The following is a 16,590-nucleotide window of genomic DNA, read 5'->3' on the forward strand; positions in this document are numbered from 1 at the left end:
GCGCCGCCGGCATCGACCCGCAGATCCGCGGCGAGAAGCTCGACGTCGACGACTTCGTCCGGTTGGCGCAGGTCCCGGCGGGCGACTGAGCGCACCACGTACTGCTTTCCGCTGGTCGATTTCGCTCCCGCGCAAGGAAATCGTTGCGCGCGAGCGAAATCGACCAGCGAGAAGCGCTCAGACCGCACCGTCGTCAGGAACGGGCCCGCCGATGTCGAGCATGACCAGGCGCTTGGTCGCCCGGGTCTGTGCCACGTAGAGATCTCGGAGACCGGAGTCGTCCGCACACCGGATCTCGTTGGCGCCGAGCACGATCACGGTGTCGAATTCCAGACCACGCGCGTCGGCGGCCGGCACGACCATCACATCGTCTCCGAGTGCGGCGGCGTCGGAGCACGATGCGCGCCGTGCCGTGGTGATGATGCCGATGAGCTCCCCGGGGTGCGCTGCCCGCATCGCCGCGACCAGTTCGTCCACCTCGGAGTCGACGGCATCGTTCGCGACGATGCCGGTCGTCGGATACTCGCCACGACGTATCGAGCGTGAAAGCCGCTGTGTGGGAGCGATACGCGCCAGGACGGGTGCGGTGGTTTCCAAGATCTCCGCGGTGGTGCGGTAGTTGATCGTGAGAGTGTGGTGGACAAAGCGGTCGTCGACAAAAGGGTGCAGCGCCTCGCCCCAGGAGCTGATGGTCGTGGTCGGTCCCGACTGGGCGAGGTCGCCGACGATGGTCATCGAGTGGTTCGGGCATCGACGCATGAGCATCCGCCACTGCATCTGCGAGAGTTGCTGCGCCTCGTCGACGACGATGTGCCCGTACACGGTCTCGGGTGGCCCGTCGACGAGCGCGCGGGCCTCATCCAGGAGTGCCAGATCGGCCATGCTCCAACCTTGTCGAGCGCCGTCGACGATCGAGGCGACGTCCTTGTCGGTGCGCCGCGGGAAGTGACGAGTGAGCGAGACGGCGTCAGTGAGCACGTCACGCACCACGTCGTCGGCGGTGAGGAGTGGCCAGACCTCGTCGATGGCCCGTGTGATTTCGGCGTCGTCGAGGAGATCATCGTGGATACGGTCCCAGTCGATCTCGAGCTCCCCGCTGCCGTCGTCGGCATACGCCGAGGGCCGGGCCTCGCCGGCGAACATTCGATCGAGATCGATGCCGAGTACGCTTCGGATCTCGTCCTCGAAGTCCGAGATCTCCTGTGCAGTTTGTGCTTCCAGCTCGGTGACCGCCTCATCAACGATCTGTTCGAGGAATGACTCACGCGCCCGGTTGTGGCCGACGCCGCCCTGCAACGCACTGCGGCGAGCGGCATCCACGCGTGCGGGATCAAGCACGATCGCGCCGTATCCGGTCCGCAATCGCAGGGGTATCCCATGAGGTTGTGAGGCCTCGACCCGACCGGCGAGAAGTTCGGCAAAGTGCGTGCAACCCTTCGCGAGTGCGATCGGATCGGTCTCTGCGCGCGTCACCGTGACATCCACCAGGTCGGTGGTCGTACGCAGGGCGACATCGTTCTCACCCAGGGACGGCAGAACGTCGGAGATATAGGTGAGAAATCGTCTGTTCGGTCCGAACACCAATACTCCGCGATCGGCAATCGCGGGAAACGCGTACAGCACATACGCCGCCCGATGCAGGGCAACGATCGTCTTGCCCGTTCCCGGGCCGCCATCGACAACCATGATTCCGCGGTGTTCGGATCTGACGATCTCGTCCTGTTCGGCTTGCAAGGTCGCCATCGCTTCGCGCATCCGACCCGTCCGAGCTCCACTCAGTGCGGAGACGAGGGGGCTGTCGCCGACGACGTCGGTATCGGTCGGTGCGGTCCCATCGAGGATCTCGTCGGTGAGCTCGACGACCTTACGGTCTCGTAGTCGCAGGTGACGACGCCGACGCACCCCGAGCGGTGACGCCGAAGTCGCCGCGTAGAAAGGTCGAGCAGCGTCGGCCCGCCAGTCCACGAGCAGTGTGCGGTGCGAGTCCGACAGGAGCCCGACCCGACCGATGTACATCGGTACGCCGCGGTCCGCTCCGTCGATCCGCCCGAAACACAGTGCGTGTTCCGCCTTCCGGAGCCGACGGACGACCTTGTCCAGACGTGACAGCTCGGCGTCTCGCGCGACACGATCTCCGGGACCGTCGATGGGCGACGAGAGGGCCTCTTCACGCGCTCGGAGACCGATCATCGTCTCGGTGTCGAGGCGTGCGTACATCGTGTCGACGGCCTGCTGCTCCTCTGCGATCTGCTCCTCTGCGATCTGCGTTGCCCTGTCGGTGATCTCAGCCATTGACCCGTCTTCCGTCGTTCGACCAACGACGTCCACTGTGGAGGGCGGGCACCGACTATGCAACGTTGACTTCGCAGTCCGGTCATGGCCTTCGGGTAAGAACGGAGGTCAGGGTGCGTTCGGCGGAGATCCGTTGACAGAACAGCATTTCCGTGGCCTGGCACGCACCGCGTTCCAGCGTCAGCGCTCAGGCCGACCGCAACTTCTCCAGCAACGGCCCGGCCGCCTCGTCGAGGAACCGCTCCTGGCTCTCGCCGCCGATCTGAACGAGTGCGACGTCGGTGAATCCGGCGTCGACGAATGGCCGGATCCCGTCGACGAGTTCGTCGAGATCCGACCCGCAGGGGATGTTGGCCGCGACGTCGTCGGGGGTGACGAACTGGGTGGCGCCGGCGAACGCCGCGGTGGTCGGCAGGTTCGCGTTCACGTGCCAGCCGCCGGCGAACCACCGGAACTGGTCGTGGGCGCGGGACACCGCGGTATCGCGGTCCGGGTCCCAGCAGATCGGGATCTGTCCGATCGCGCGCGCCGGGTCGAGCGCGGCGCCCTGCCCGATCGAGGTGGTCTCGGAATTGGCATTCCAGTGCTCGATGAAGTCCGCCTTCGGCTCGACGGCGATGAGATGGTCTGCGAGAGGCCCGAATTCGTCGATCGAACGGGGTCCGGACACCGCCACGCCGATGGGCACACCGTCGTCGGGCAGATCCCAGATCCGTGCCGAATCGACCTGGAAGAACTCGCCGCGATGATCGACGAGACCGCCGTCGAGCAATGCTCGGATGATCTCGATCGCCTCGGCGAGCATGGCGTGCCGCTCGGAGACGGCAGGCCACCCCGCGCCGACGACATGCTCGTTGAGGTTCTCACCGCTACCGAGTCCGAGAATGAACCGGCCCTCGGCGAGCAACTGCAGGGTCGCGGCCTTCTGGGCGATGATGGCCGGGTGGTAACGAATCGTCGGGCAGGTCACGTAGGTCATCAGCTCGACCTGCTCGGTCGCGTGAGCCACCGCGCCGAGCACCGTCCATGCGTACGGTGCGTGGCCCTGCGCCGAGAGCCACGGGAAGTAATGATCGCTGGACACCTCGAAATCGAAGCCGGCCTTCTCGGCGGCCACCGCGTCCCGGACCAGCTGCCGGGGTCCGGCCTGCTCGGTCATGAGGGTGTATCCGAATCGTGTCGCCATGCTCGCGCTCCTTCTGATCGGTGCGGACGTCCGAGCGAATCGGAAGTGACGCCACCTCGACGTCCCACCGGCTCGACGTCCAACAGTGCGAAGGTGGATGGTGGGCACGTGGTCTCGACCCAAGAGGAACAGGAGTGACAGCGATGACGCACACCGACCGGACAGAGACGCCGACCGAAGAGGCGCCTGTGGACACCGTGCTCCTCGACGTCGACGGTACGCTCATCGACTCGAACCATCTGCACGCCTTGGCGTGGCAGCGCGCCTTCGCCGGGCACGATCTGTACCCCGAATGGTGGCGTATCCACCGCGCGATCGGGATGGGCGGCGATCAGCTGGTGGGGGAGATCTGCGGGCCGGACGTCGAGAACTCCCTCGGCGATGACCTGCGCGACGAGTGGGCCCAGCAATACCGCAAGCTGCTACCCGAGGTGCGCGCGCTACCGCGTGCGGCGGAACTGGTGCGGATGCTCGCCGATGCCGGCTATCGGGTGGCGCTCGCGTCGTCGGGGGCGCGGGAGTTCACCGACGCAGCGCTGGATCTACTGGGCCTGACGCGCTCCGATTTCGCCGTCGTGACCAGCGCCGACGACGCCGAGAACTCCAAGCCTGCGCCGGATCTCCTGGCGGTCGCGCGTGAACGTTCCGGCGGTGACACCGCGGTCCTCGTCGGCGACAGCGTGTGGGACGTGGCGTCGGCGAACGAACTCGGTATCGCCTGCGTCGGTGTGCGGACCGGTGGTTTCGCGGGTGCGGAGTTGCTCGATGCGGGCGCGATCGAGGTCGTCGACGACGTCGCCGCGCTGGTCGAACGGGGTTGGCAACCGTGACTCGCACGGCGATTCACTACCCTGGATACCCGTGTCCCCAGCGTCCCTGTCGGTGATCTCCGACGCCGTTTCCGTGCGCGTGCCCGCCAAGGTGAATCTTCACCTCGGCGTCGGCCCGCTCCGCGACGACGGCTACCACGATCTCGTCACCGTCTACCAGGCGCTCTCGTTGTACGACGACGTCACCGTCGCGCGCGCCGCCGCCCTCGGGGTGACGCTGCGCCGCGAGGGCGGACGAGGCGCCGACGCCGCCGACGTACCCCTCGACGACGACAACCTGGCGATCAAGGCCGTCCGCGCGCTCGGCAAGTGGGCCGACCGCGATCCGCGGGTGGCCATCGAGATCGTCAAACGCATCCCGGTCGCCGGCGGAATGGCCGGCGGTAGCGCCGACGCCGCGGGTGCCCTGGTGGCTCTCGCCGCACTGTGGAAACTCGATCTGCCGCGTGCGGAGCTGCTGGAGATCGCCGCCGGTCTCGGCAGCGACGTGCCCTTCTCGGTCCAGGGCGGTACCGCGATGGGCACCGGCCGCGGTGAACAACTGATGCCGATGATCGCGCGCGGTGAGCTGCACTGGGTGCTGGCGTTCGCGCGCGACGGACTGTCCACGCCGGCCGTCTTCGCCGAACTCGACCGTCTGCGCGCCGACCACGCCGACGCCTTCGACGTGCACAACCCGCGGCCCGACGAGCTGGTGCAGGCCCTGACCACCGGGGAGCCGACGCAGATCGCGCCGCTGCTGCACAACGATCTGCAGCCGGCCGCACTGAGTCTGCGGCCGGGACTGCGCCGAACGCTGCGCGCCGGCGTCGACGCGGGCGCGTTGAACGGCATCGTCTCCGGATCGGGGCCGACGTGCGCCTTCCTGTGCGCCGACGCCGAGGCCGCGGTGGCCGTGGCCGCCGAACTGTCCGGTGCCGGGGTGGCCCGTTCGGTACGCACCGCATCCGGGCCGGTCAGCGGCGCGACCCGACAGGCGCCCGGGCAGTGATCACGCGACCACGACGGCCGCGCACACGAACGCGGGGCGAGCGGGCCAACGCCCGCGGTGTACCCGGGGCGTTCGCTCGGACTCACCGCGAATGTCGTCGGCTCGGGGTCGTCGGTGTGGTCGCAGTCGTGGTCGGACTGATGACGGTCGGCTTGGCGTCGCTCGGAGCCGGCTCGGCCACCGCGACCCCGATCCCCGGGCGCGTGCTCGCCGGCACTGTGATCGTCGGCGCCGACCTGCCGCCCGGCGCGGCGTCGGGACAACGCCTCACGTATGCGACCCGCGACCAGAATGATCGAATGGCGTTGTCCACCGGCGTGTTCTACGTTCCGAAGGGCACGCCGCCGTCGGGCGGGTGGCGCATCTTCTCCTGGGCGCACGGCACCACCGGGATCGCCGACGAGTGCGCGCCGAGCCGGACCCGCAAGGGCTCCGGTGTCGACACCGCGATCATCGACGCTCTCAAGCGCGGATATGCGGTCACCGCAACCGATTACGCGGGCCTCGGCGCACCCGGTGAGACCGAGTACCTCGGCGGACGGGCCGCCGCGCACTCGGTGATCGACATGATCCGCGCGGCCCGCGCCCGTGACGCGTCGTTGGGTACCGAGTGGGTGTCCGCCGGGCATTCGCAGGGCGGGCATGCGGCATTGTTCGCCGGGCACGAGGCGCCGTCGTACGCGCCGGAACTGAATCTGCGTGAAATCCTGGCCCTGGCACCGGCTTCCGGTATCGAAGGGGTACTCACCAAGTCGTTCACGCCCAGCGTGCCGAGCCTGGGGAAACTCAACACCGTCAGTGCGCTGTATCTCTACATCCTTGCCGGCCTCGACCACGCGCGACCCGATCTGCACGTCACCGATCACCTCACCCAGGCGGGCAAACGCTATCTCGATCTCGCGCGATCGGAGTGCAACGGCGAGGTGTCGGCCGCGATGCGGTCGGTGGCGCCGGGAGATCTGCTGGACTCCTCGCTGGGCGACGAGCGCTTCGTGGCCGCGCTCGCCGACTACACGCGGGTGCCGACCGGCGGGTACACGGTGCCGATCCGCATCGATCACGGCCTGCTCGACCCGGTGGTGCCGTTCCCGTTGACCGCGACGCTGGTCCGCTCGATGCACGCCGACGGCACCGACGTCGACCTGCACACCCACACCCGCGCCGACCACACCGACGTCGTCGCCGATTCGCTCGATCAGGTGATGGGTACCGCCGCGGCGGCATTCGGGCGGGATTGAGCACCGCACCGGCGGGGAGTCGGCGCCACAGGAGAGCCCGACAGTCCGGGGTTGTTATCGTCTACCGGTGCCACCCGCCTCCTCCGCGCTGATCAACGCCGACCGCATCAGCAAGAGCTTCGGCATCAAATCCCTGCTCGACGAGGTCAGCCTCGGCGTGCACGAGGAGCAGCGCATCGGGGTGGTGGGACTCAACGGCGGCGGCAAGACCACGCTGCTGGAGATCCTCGGTGGCGTCACCGAACCCGACTCGGGGCGTGTGTCGCGGGCGGGTGGGGCGCGCATCGCCGTGGTCCCCCAGCGCGGTGAGCTGCCGGCGGGCAAGACGGTCGCCGAGGTCGTCGTCGGCGGTCCCGACATCGCCGTGCACGAGTGGGCCGGCGACCCGAGGGTCCGCGGGATCCTCGCCGGCATCGGCGTCGACGAACTGCTCGACGCTCGGGTCGACGAACTCTCCGGCGGACAGCGACGCCGCGTCGGGCTGGCCGCCGCGCTGGTCTCCGAGGCCGACGTCCTGATCCTCGACGAGCCCACCAACCACCTCGATGTCGAAGGCGTGCAATGGCTCGCCGATCACCTCATGCGGCGTCGCGGCGCACTCGTCGTGGTCACCCACGACCGCTGGTTCCTCGACACCGTCGCCACCCGGACCTGGGAGGTCCACGACGGTCGGGTCGACGAGTACGAGGGCGGATACAACGACTGGGTGTTCGCCCGCGCCGAGCGGGTGCGCCTCGCCGACGCCGCCGAGGAGCGGCGACGCAACCTGGCCCGCAAGGAGCTGGCGTGGCTGCGTCGCGGACCGCCCGCCCGAACCTCCAAGCCGCGCTACCGAATCGAGGCCGCCGAAAAGCTGATCAGCGACGTCCCGCCGCCCCGCGACACGGTGACGCTGTCGACGTTCGCCAAGCGCCGGCTCGGACGCGTGGTCATCGAACTCGAGGACGCGCACATCGAGACACCCGCGGGACAGGCGTTGCTGGACACTCTGACCTGGCGACTGGCGCCGGGGGAGCGTATCGGTCTGGTCGGGGTCAACGGATCGGGCAAGACGACGTTGCTGCGTGCGCTGGCCGGGGAGGTCGACGTGGCCCCCGGACGTCGCATCGAGGGCGTGACGGTGAAACTGGGCTGGCTGCGCCAAGAACTCGACGACCTCGATGAGGACCAGCGGGTCCTCGACGCGGTGGAGTCGGTGGCCGCGCGGATCATGTTGGGTGACAAGGAGTATTCGGCGAGTCAGCTCGCCGAACGGCTCGGCTTCTCGCCGGCCAAACAACGTACCCCGGTCGGCGATCTCTCCGGTGGTGAGCGTCGGCGCCTGCAGTTGACGCGTGTGCTGATGGCCGAACCGAACGTGTTGTTGCTCGACGAGCCGACCAACGATCTCGACATCGACACCTTGCAGCAGCTCGAGGATCTCCTCGACTCGTGGGCCGGGACCATGGTGGTCATCTCCCACGATCGCTACCTGATCGAGCGGATCTGTGACTCCACGTGGGCGTTGTTCGGTGACGGCTCGCTCACCAACCTGCCGGGCGGGATCGCGCAGTATCTCGATCGGCGTCGTGAGATGCGTTCCGGCACCACGGGTTCGGGTTCGTCGAAGGTGGGTTCGTCGCAGGCGGCATCGGGGCAGACCGCAGACGCGCAGACCCCGGGTACGGCCGACGCTCCTGCCGAGCGACCCGCGGTGAGTGCCGCCGAACACCGCGAGGCACGCAAGGCGATGAACCGGGCCGAGCGGCAGATCGAGCAACTCTCGCGGCGCGAGGACGAGTTGCATGCCGCGCTGGTGGCCGCGGCCACCGACCCCGAACGTCTGGTGTCGCTCAATACCGAACTACGGCAAGTGGTTTCCGGTAAGGAAGCCGCCGAAGCGGCGTGGCTCGAGGCCGCCGAAGCCATCGAGTGAGGCTCAGGGTGCCGACGTCGGCTGCGTTACCCGCTCGGCGTCGATCGACGCCGCGAACTCACTGATCATCGTTCCCGCCACGGCCGGCTGGACCAGTGGATACAGATGGGTGGCGCGAGGCATGACGCGTAGATGCGCACGGGGCGACAGAGCGGCGAACCTGCGTTCGTGGATTCGGAACTGATCCCAGCCACCATTGGCGAACAGCAGCGGTCCCGGATATCCGGCGAGCGCGGACAGGGCGTCGAATCCGGCGATCTCGTCGACCACATCGGCAATCGAGTGCAACGCGAGCCCGCCGGCCTCCATGTCGTCGGAGACCTGCGCGCCCAACGCCATCCGGGTGAGGAACCGGCTGATCTCGGCGCTCTGCGCGGGTAGGAACGAGGTGGCCGCGCCGAACAACCGAAACGGTGCGGCCAACAACCCGCTGGGCTGGGCGGTCGACCCCATCGCGACGAGCCCGGCCACGCGCTCGGGATGCGCGGCCACGGTGGCCATCGCGACATAGCCGCCCAACGACATTCCCGCGAGGACCGCCGGTGCGCCGAGTTGGTCGATGGCGTCGACGACGGCGGACACCGCCTCGGCCATCGTGAAGGTCTCGGCGCTGCGCGTGCCGTGACCGGGTAGGTCGGGGTGGATCACCGGTCGGTCGGTGACGGCGTTCGCGATGCGATGCAGCGACGCACCGCTGACGCGCAGACCGTGAACGAGCACCACCGGAGTGCGTCGCTCCGACCGTGCGCTGGTACCCATTTCGGGTTCGTTGCAGCTCATCGGGAGTCAGTATGACCGGTTTGACCGTCCGCGTATAGTGACGCAGGCCACTATCCGTGGCTCCCCTCGAGACGTCGAAAGGGCCCACCAACGCCATGACGATGACCGAACCGACACCGACGAGCGAGCGACGCGAGGACTATCCGAACGTCGAGTTCATCCGCAACGATCCCGATCTCCCACCCGTCGCGATCATCGACCGCTCACCGATGACCGTGCCGAAGAAAATCCTGTTCGCCGTCATCGGCCTGCTCGGTGCGGTGGCGTGGGTGATCGTGGCGTTCATCCGTGGGGAGAACGTCAACGCCGTCTGGTTCGTCGTCGCGGCTGTCTGCACCTACGTCATCGCCTACCGTTTCTACGCGCGCATGATCGAGATGAAGGTCGTCAAGCCCCGCGACGATCACGCCACGCCCGCCGAGGAATTCGACAACGCGCAGGACTACATGCCGACCGACCGTCGAGTGCTGTTCGGTCATCATTTCGCCGCCATCGCCGGAGCTGGTCCACTCGTCGGACCGGTACTCGCCGCGCAGATGGGCTACCTGCCCGGAACCATCTGGATCATCATCGGCGCCGTGGTCGCCGGCTGCGTTCAGGACTATCTGGTGCTGTCGATCTCGACGCGGCGTCGCGGACGCAGCCTCGGACAGATGGCCCGCGACGAACTCGGCCGGGTCGGCGGCACCGCCGCGATCGTCGCCGTGCTGGTCATCATGATCATCCTCATCGCGGTGCTGGCCCTGGTCGTCGTCAACGCGCTCGCCGACAGTCCGTGGGGCGTGTTCTCCATCGCGATGACCATCCCGATCGCCCTGTTCATGGGTATCTACCTGCGGTATCTGCGGCCCGGTCGCGTCAGCGAGATCTCGCTGATCGGTGTGGTGTTGCTGCTCGCCGCCATCGTCGCCGGCCGCTACGTCGGCGAATCCGGTTGGGGCAAGGACTGGTTCACCCTCTCACCGGTCTTCCTGAGTTGGGCGATCATCATCTACGGTGTGGCCGCCGCGGTACTGCCGGTCTGGCTGCTACTGGCACCCCGCGACTATCTGTCGACGTTCATGAAGGTCGGCACAATCGCCCTGCTGGCCCTCGGCATCCTGATCGTCCAACCGGTCATGAAGGCACCGGCCGTCAGCGAATTCGCCTGGAACGGCAAGGGGCCCGCCTTCTCCGGCGCATTGTTCCCGTTCCTGTTCATCACCATCGCCTGCGGTGCGCTGTCGGGATTCCATGCCCTCATCGCCTCCGGCACCACGCCCAAACTGCTGGCCAAGGAAGGGCAGGCCCGGATCATAGGATATGGCGGCATGCTCACCGAATCGTCGGTGGCGATCATGGCGTTGATCACCGCCTGCATCCTCGATCAGCACATCTACTTCGGCATGAACGCACCCAAGGCGCTGACCGACGGCACCGCGCAGGGCGCCGCCGACTACGTCAACGGACTCGGCGTGAGCGGAAATCCGGTCACCGCAGCGGACTTCACCTCCGCCGCCGAGGGAGTCGGTGAGTCCTCGATCGTCTCCCGCACCGGTGGTGCGCCCACCCTCGCGATGGGTATGGCCGACACACTGCAGCGCGCCATCGGCGGGGAATCGTTGCGGGCGTTCTGGTATCACTTCGCGATCATGTTCGAGGCGCTGTTCATCCTGACCACCGTCGACGCCGGTACCCGGGTTGCGCGGTTCATGCTGTCCGACGGCATCGGCAACATCCCCGGTGCGAGCCGCTTCAAGGATCCGTCCTGGCGGCCCGGAGCGTGGCTGTGCACCGTGATCGTCTGCGCCGCATGGGGTTCGATCCTGCTGATGGGCGTCACCGACCCGCTCGGCGGTATCAACACGCTGTTCCCGCTGTTCGGCATCGCCAACCAGTTGCTCGCCGCGGTCGCGTTGACGGTCGTCACCGTCATCCTGTTCAAACGCGGACAGGCCAAGTGGGCGTGGATACCCGGAATCCCGTTGGTGTGGGATGTGATCGTCACCATGAGTGCGTCCTGGCAGAAGATCTTCTCGTCGAATCCGGCCATCGGCTACTGGGCGCAGCACCGCGACTTCGCCAACGCCAAGGACGCCGGCAAGACGTCGTTCAAGACCGCCAAGAACATCGGCGAGATCGACGCCGTCATCCGCAACACCTTTATCCAGGGCACGTTGTCGATCATCTTCGCGGTACTCGTGCTCATCGTGGTGGTCGTCGGTGTCTACGTCTCGATGAAGGCACTGCGTCTTGGCGGACTCCCGACCACCGAGGACCCACCGGAACCCTCACGCATCTTCGGGCCGAGCGGGCTCATCACCACCGCCGCCGAGCGAGAGGTCCAGCGGGAATGGGATGATCTCGCCACCCAGCGCAAGACCGAGCCGGACACATGAGGCAGATGCTGTGCCGGATGGGAAAGCGAGTCGCGTGGTACGTGGGCAGCGTCATGGGTGACCGGGACTACCAGCGTTACCTGCAACACCATTCCGCACACGGTGATCCGACACCGCCGATGAGCGAGCGCGACTACTGGCGCCACCGGTGGGACCATGTCGAGAACAACCCGCAGGGCCGATGCTGTTAGAGCGTGTCGTTCTTAGGTGTTTCTCCCGGGTGACACTCACCCGATCCGCACCGTGCGGTCGATCCCGACGCGGTCGCGGAACCCGGGGTCGTGGCTGACCAGCAGCAGCGCACCGGTCCAGGCACGCAACGCCGATACCAGTTCCTCGGTGGTGTCGATGTCGAGGTTGTTGGTCGGTTCATCAAGGATCAGGAGCTTGGGTGTCGGGTCGGTGAGCAACGCCGACGCCAACGCCACCCGCAGCCGCTCACCGCCCGACAACTCGGCGAGGGCACGGTCACCGGCGTTGCCGCGGAACAGGAATCGCGCGAGATGCGCTCGAACCTGTTGCGCAGTGGCATCAGGGTGTGTCGCCGAGATATTCTGGGCGACCGTTCGCGACGATTCGACGAAGGCGATGCGCTGCGGCACCAGGGCATACGGCACGAGTACGCGGTCGCCGGCGATGAGGTCGGTGATGAGAGTGGTCTTCCCGGACCCGTTGGCACCGACGAGCGCAACACGCTCCGGACCGTCGATGCGCAGCCGGTCGTCGGCGATCACCTGGGCATGGGTGGCGAGGTCGGGTTCGGGCATCGAGATCCGCGCGGTCCGGTCGTCACGGACGTCGGCGCGCGCCGATTCCAGCCGACCCGCCGCCGCGGCGACGTCCTCGCGGTGCGAGGTGCGGTACTTGCCCGCCGATACCTGCGCCGCGTTCCGGCGTCCGTGCGCGACGATCTTCGGGACCCGTTTCTCGCGTTCGGCTTTCGCCGCCGTCCGGGCCCGACGGTCCAGGGTGATCTGGGCGTCGGCGAGGTCGCGTTTCTGCGCGCGCAGATCACCCGCGGCGTTGGCGACGGCAGCCTCCGCGGCGGCCTGCTCGGTATCGAGGACCTCGCGGTACAGCGTGTACGGACCGCCGAAGAGCCGTACTCTGCCTCGGTACAGCTCGATCGTGGTGTCGACGCGATCGAGCAACTCGAGGTCGTGGCTGACCAGCAGCACGGTTCCGGAGAACGCGTCGAGCGCCTCGAAAAGAGCTGTTCGCGAATCGGTGTCGAGATTGTTGGTTGGCTCGTCGAGCAGCAGGACGTCGGGGCGGCGGAGGAGGCGGGCCGCGATCGCGAGCATCGTCGACTCGCCACCGGAGAGGGTGCCGACGGTGCGGTCCAGGTCGGCGACGAGGCCCAACGCCGACAGTTGCGCGAGCGCGCGCTCCTCGACGTCCCAGTCGTCGCCGACGGTGTCGTAGTCGTCGGGTTGGACCGATCCGCTCTCGATCCGTCGTAAAGCGTTGCGAATCGTGGCGATTCCCAAGACGTCGGCGACGGTGTCGTCGGAGTGGCCCTGCGGATGCTGGGGGACCAGCGCGCAGTCGCCGGAGACCGAGATGCTGCCCGTGGACGGCGACAGTGCGCCGAGGATGAGTTGCAGCAACGTGGTCTTGCCGGCGCCGTTCGCTCCGACGAGTGAGCTGATCCCTGGTGGGACGCTCATCGAGAGATCGTCGAAGACGGGGGTGCCATCAGGCCAGGCGAAAGAGACGCCCGAGAGGGTGATCGATCCGGAAGGGTGCAGGGGTGACGCCATGAGAACTCCTTGAGGTGGTGAGGATTCCGCGGCGACGTCGCGTACGGCGTCGACTCTCGCGGTGGTTTACCGACCTCAGATGTTCATGACTGGCAGATCACTCCTCGATGTGAATCAGCTGGCTGGCGTGCCTCAGGGATGCGCGTTCACGATAGCGCGCCCCCGGACAGGTGTGTCAACCGCTTTTGTTCGCCGGATGTTCCGGGGTGAGGCGCCCGGGCGTCGCACGATCACCAACGACGCGGCGCCCAGGACGAGTCCGACGACGATTCCGAGATCGGGGCGTTGGCCGAGCAGACCCCACGCCAGCAGTGCCGACGCCGAGGGGATGAGTGTGAACAACATCGACGTGGCCGCGGCACCGGCGGTGTTGACCAGCCGGAGGAACAGGGTGGTGGCGATCATCGACGAGGCGATGATCATCGTCGGCAGCACCCAGGTCGCCCGGAGTGGATCGGTGATCGACTCGGGAGTCGCGAGAGTGATTGCGGCCGTGGGTATCAGGGCCACGGTCAGTTGGACGGCATTGCCGGCGACGAGATCGACTCCGCCGCAGAAGCGTTGCTGATAGATACCGCCGAGCGCGACACCGGTCAGTGCGAGCAAGGTCAGGCCGACGGCGATGCCCATCGTCGAGGCGTCGGCTATCACCCGGGGAAGGCACGCGGCCAGGACCGCGGCCGTGCCGACCGCGATGCCGATCCATTGCCGCGAGCCGAGGCGTTGACCGAGCACAGGCCACGCGAGTATCGCGGTGGCCACCGGGTTCAAGGCGATGACCAGTGCGACGATGACGGCGGGCACCCCGAGTTGTAATCCGAGGTAGGCGCAGCCGAATTGGAGGAATTGGGTCAGCAATCCGACGACTGCGACGTGGCCGAGCTGCCGTCCGCGGGGGAAGGCTCGGCGGGTCACGACGGCGATGATGCCGAGGGCTACCGCGGATCCCGCGAATCGGATGGTCAGCAGCGCCATCGGCGACATCGCGGACACGCCGAGCGCCCCGAGCGGATAGCCGAAGGCCCACAACAGGATGAAAGCGGCGGCGGGCAGGGGAGGGATTCTCATGTGCTCCAGCCTCGCGGCGACCACGCTCGTCGTCCAACAATGATCAGTAATCGTGATTGATCATGAATCCTGATCGACTTACGCTGGGCGTCATGGCCAACACGGTTCTCGACATCACCCCGCTGCGCAGTCTCGTCGCAGTGGCCACCTGCGGTGGTTTTCACCGAGCGGCGACGGCGCTGCACCTGACCCAGTCCGCGGTCAGTCAACATGTCCGCCGGCTCGAGACCGTGACCGGACTCAAGCTCGTCGAGCGTGAAGGGCGGATCACCCGCTTCACCGCGGACGGGGAGACAATGCTCGCCGAAGCGCGCCGCATCCTCGCCGCCCATGATGATGCGTTGCGGCGCTTGAATATTCGCTCCGCCACTCCCACATTGACAGTGGCCACGACCGAGCACGGCGCGGACTGGTCGCTGCCGTTTCTCTCGCAAATCCTGCGGGAGCAGTGCCCCGGGCACGCGGTCACCTTTCGTCTCGACCGCAGCCGCCGGGTGATTGCGGCCATCGAGAACGGCGACGTCGATGTCGCGGTGTATCACGAACCGGTTGGACCCACGACCGAACTGCTGGGCCCTCGGGTTGCGATGCGCTGGTTCGGGGCTCCAGACCTCGTCGTCGAGCCCGACAAGCCGCTGCCGCTGGTGGTGTTCGACGAACCCTGCTCGACCCGAGGTGTGGCCCTCGACATCCTTCGGCAGGCGGGGATCGATTTCGCGATCATCGTCGAGTCGGCCGACCTGGCCGGCGTCACCGCCGCGGTGCGTGCGGGGCTCGGCGTGGTGTTGTTGCCGGTGGTCAGCCGCCCGCCGGAGGGGTTGCGCGAGGTCGCATCGCTGCCGCCGTCGCCGTCGTGCGCCCTGCAGGTCCGCTTCGCGCTGACGGTCCCCGAGTCGGTGCAGGCCGCGACGCGCGCGGCACTGGCCGAGACGACGTCGCAGGTCGAGGCGGGTGACCGACGGCGCGCTGACGCGCTAGCGTGAACGTCATGTCGTACATCCGCACCAATGTTGCCAACGGGGTCGGCGAGATCGTCCTCGACCGGCCCAAGGCCCTCAATGCGCTCGACCAGTCGATGGTGGACGACATGTATGACGTGCTGTTGCGCTGGGCCGACGACGACGACATCGAGACCGTGATGCTGACCTCGGGTACCGACCGCGCCTTCTGCGCGGGCGGCGATATCCGCGCGATCCGTGACAGCGCGCTCGCCGACGATACCGAGTCGATCACCCGCTACTTCTCCCACGAATACCGGCTCAATCAGTTGATCGCCGAGTACCCCAAGGCGCATATCGCGCTGATCGACGGTGCCGCCATGGGCGGTGGTCTGGGAATCAGCGTGCACGGGGAGATCCGAGTGGTCACCGAGAAGGCGATGATCGCGATGCCCGAGACCGCGATCGGCTTCTTCCCCGACATCGGATCCACCTACTTCTTGCCCCGGCTGCCGCAGGGGGTCGGAATGTGGTTGGCGCTCACCGGCGCTCGGGTTCGCGGTTCGCAGGCGTTGTCGGTGGGTCTGGCGACGCACTTCGTGCCGTCCGCGGAACTCGGTGGCGTTGCCGACCGAATCCGTTCCGGCGCACCACTCGGCGAGATCCTGGTGCCCTCACCGGACAAGCACACCGACCACCCACCGCTGCCCGTGGAGCAGATCGGCGAATACTTCTCCGACACGAATGTCGCAGGGATCGTCGGGGGTCTGCGCGGTGCGGTCGGCGACGAGTGGGCCGCGCAGATGCTCGACCTTCTCGGCCACGCATCGCCGACCAGTCTTTGGGTCACCGCACGACTGCTCGAACTCGGTGAGACCGCGATGCTCGACGAATGTCTGGAGCGCGAACTGCATTCCGCCGAAAAGATCACCGCAACCCACGATTTCGCCGAAGGTGTGCGAGCGGTACTGGTCGACAAAGACCGAACTCCCGCCTTCGTCCCCGCCGAGATCGACGACGTCGATCCCGCAGAGGTCTCCCGCATCGTCGGTGTGTGACACCTCGGATCGGTAGTCTCCCTCGAGACCTGTTGTTTCGGAGTGTATCTGGGCGACGTCGGTCCGAATCCAGCTTTGCTGCAGTTGGTCTCGAGGCTCGCCGCACGCGGCTCGCACCTCGACCAGCGGGGAAGGCGACTCGCCACGGAAGGA

Annotated in this window: 13 protein-coding genes; 8 read left to right on the forward strand and 5 right to left on the reverse strand. The window is 67.3% G+C overall.

The annotated features are described in order from the left end of the window. Positions 1-177: 177 nt before the first annotated feature. Complete coding sequence (locus B1964_RS25060) at positions 178-2,292, reverse strand: AAA family ATPase (protein ID WP_079931726.1); 2,115 nt, start codon at positions 2,290-2,292, stop codon at positions 178-180. Positions 2,293-2,479: 187 nt separating this feature from the next. Next, entirely contained in the window at positions 2,480-3,478 is a 999-nt protein-coding gene (locus B1964_RS25065; RefSeq protein WP_079931727.1) for a TIGR03557 family F420-dependent LLM class oxidoreductase, read from the reverse strand. Between the two features lie 143 nt (positions 3,479-3,621). On the opposite strand from B1964_RS25065, the gene B1964_RS25070 reads away from it, so the two are divergent. The 4 genes from B1964_RS25070 (at position 3,622) to B1964_RS25085 (ending at position 8,452) form a co-directional block, all read left to right on the forward strand. Further along, positions 3,622-4,308 (forward strand): HAD family hydrolase, encoded by a 687-nt coding sequence (locus B1964_RS25070; protein ID WP_079931728.1) that lies wholly within the window; start codon positions 3,622-3,624, stop codon positions 4,306-4,308. Positions 4,309-4,339: 31 nt separating this feature from the next. Then, positions 4,340-5,299 (forward strand): 4-(cytidine 5'-diphospho)-2-C-methyl-D-erythritol kinase, encoded by a 960-nt coding sequence (locus B1964_RS25075; RefSeq protein WP_079931729.1) that lies wholly within the window; start codon positions 4,340-4,342, stop codon positions 5,297-5,299. A gap of 116 nt (positions 5,300-5,415) precedes the next feature. Further along, positions 5,416-6,537, forward strand: a complete 1,122-nt coding sequence (locus tag B1964_RS25080) for a lipase family protein (protein WP_020172044.1) — start codon at positions 5,416-5,418, stop codon at positions 6,535-6,537. A gap of 67 nt (positions 6,538-6,604) precedes the next feature. Beyond that, positions 6,605-8,452 carry an ABC-F family ATP-binding cassette domain-containing protein gene (locus B1964_RS25085; RefSeq protein WP_079931730.1) on the forward strand — a complete coding sequence of 616 codons (1,848 nt, stop codon included), beginning with the start codon at positions 6,605-6,607 and terminating at the stop codon, positions 8,450-8,452. Between the two features lie 3 nt (positions 8,453-8,455). Here the strand turns inward: B1964_RS25085 and B1964_RS25090 are convergent, their stop codons facing one another. After that, a complete protein-coding gene (locus tag B1964_RS25090) occupies positions 8,456-9,232 on the reverse strand; it encodes an alpha/beta hydrolase (protein WP_079931731.1) in 777 nt (258 codons plus the stop codon). A 95-nt stretch (positions 9,233-9,327) separates the two neighbouring features. Between B1964_RS25090 and B1964_RS25095 the strand changes: the two genes are divergently transcribed. Continuing rightward, positions 9,328-11,610 carry a carbon starvation CstA family protein gene (locus tag B1964_RS25095; RefSeq protein WP_079931732.1) on the forward strand — a complete coding sequence of 761 codons (2,283 nt, stop codon included), beginning with the start codon at positions 9,328-9,330 and terminating at the stop codon, positions 11,608-11,610. Further along, positions 11,607-11,801: a YbdD/YjiX family protein gene (locus B1964_RS25100; RefSeq protein ID WP_079931733.1), complete on the forward strand. Its 195-nt coding sequence runs from the start codon at positions 11,607-11,609 to the stop codon at positions 11,799-11,801. Before B1964_RS25095 ends, B1964_RS25100 begins: the two co-directional genes overlap by 4 nt. A 36-nt stretch (positions 11,802-11,837) precedes the next feature. On the opposite strand, the gene B1964_RS25105 is transcribed toward B1964_RS25100, so the two are convergent. Both B1964_RS25105 and B1964_RS25110 read right to left on the reverse strand, forming a co-directional pair. Further along, on the reverse strand, positions 11,838-13,373 hold the full coding sequence (locus tag B1964_RS25105; protein WP_079931734.1) for an ABC-F family ATP-binding cassette domain-containing protein: 1,536 nt from the start codon (positions 13,371-13,373) through the stop codon (positions 11,838-11,840). Positions 13,374-13,505: 132 nt separating this feature from the next. Then, the gene (locus tag B1964_RS25110; RefSeq protein ID WP_253194181.1) at positions 13,506-14,441 is read right to left on the reverse strand and encodes a DMT family transporter; all 936 of its coding nucleotides are present in this window, start codon (positions 14,439-14,441) and stop codon (positions 13,506-13,508) included. 92 nt (positions 14,442-14,533) lie between these two features. On the opposite strand from B1964_RS25110, the gene B1964_RS25115 reads away from it, so the two are divergent. Together B1964_RS25115 and B1964_RS25120 are read left to right on the forward strand one after the other, a co-directional pair. Continuing rightward, positions 14,534-15,424 carry a LysR family transcriptional regulator gene (locus B1964_RS25115; protein WP_079931735.1) on the forward strand — a complete coding sequence of 297 codons (891 nt, stop codon included), beginning with the start codon at positions 14,534-14,536 and terminating at the stop codon, positions 15,422-15,424. A gap of 5 nt (positions 15,425-15,429) precedes the next feature. Next, positions 15,430-16,437, forward strand: a complete 1,008-nt coding sequence (locus B1964_RS25120; protein WP_079931736.1) for an enoyl-CoA hydratase/isomerase family protein — start codon at positions 15,430-15,432, stop codon at positions 16,435-16,437. Positions 16,438-16,590: the final 153 nt, after the last annotated feature.

This window comes from Gordonia sp. i37, from assembly GCF_002043085.1.
Taxonomy (GTDB): domain Bacteria; phylum Actinomycetota; class Actinomycetes; order Mycobacteriales; family Mycobacteriaceae; genus Gordonia; species Gordonia polyisoprenivorans.

Excerpts from the sequence above, each read along its gene's own strand:
- B1964_RS25100 (WP_079931733.1), top strand. The coding sequence starts at position 11,607 with ATGAGGCAGATGCTGTGCCGGATGGGAAAGCGAGTCGCGTGGTACGTG.
- B1964_RS25095 (WP_079931732.1), top strand. The coding sequence starts at position 9,328 with ATGACGATGACCGAACCGACACCGACGAGCGAGCGACGCGAGGACTAT.
- B1964_RS25060 (WP_079931726.1), bottom strand. The coding sequence starts at position 2,292 with ATGGCTGAGATCACCGACAGGGCAACGCAGATCGCAGAGGAGCAGATC.
- B1964_RS25120 (WP_079931736.1), top strand. The coding sequence starts at position 15,430 with ATGTCGTACATCCGCACCAATGTTGCCAACGGGGTCGGCGAGATCGTC.
- B1964_RS25070 (WP_079931728.1), top strand. The coding sequence starts at position 3,622 with ATGACGCACACCGACCGGACAGAGACGCCGACCGAAGAGGCGCCTGTG.
- B1964_RS25110 (WP_253194181.1), bottom strand. The coding sequence starts at position 14,441 with ATGAGAATCCCTCCCCTGCCCGCCGCCGCTTTCATCCTGTTGTGGGCC.
- B1964_RS25105 (WP_079931734.1), bottom strand. The coding sequence starts at position 13,373 with ATGGCGTCACCCCTGCACCCTTCCGGATCGATCACCCTCTCGGGCGTC.
- B1964_RS25090 (WP_079931731.1), bottom strand. The coding sequence starts at position 9,232 with ATGAGCTGCAACGAACCCGAAATGGGTACCAGCGCACGGTCGGAGCGA.
- B1964_RS25115 (WP_079931735.1), top strand. The coding sequence starts at position 14,534 with ATGGCCAACACGGTTCTCGACATCACCCCGCTGCGCAGTCTCGTCGCA.
- B1964_RS25065 (WP_079931727.1), bottom strand. The coding sequence starts at position 3,478 with ATGGCGACACGATTCGGATACACCCTCATGACCGAGCAGGCCGGACCC.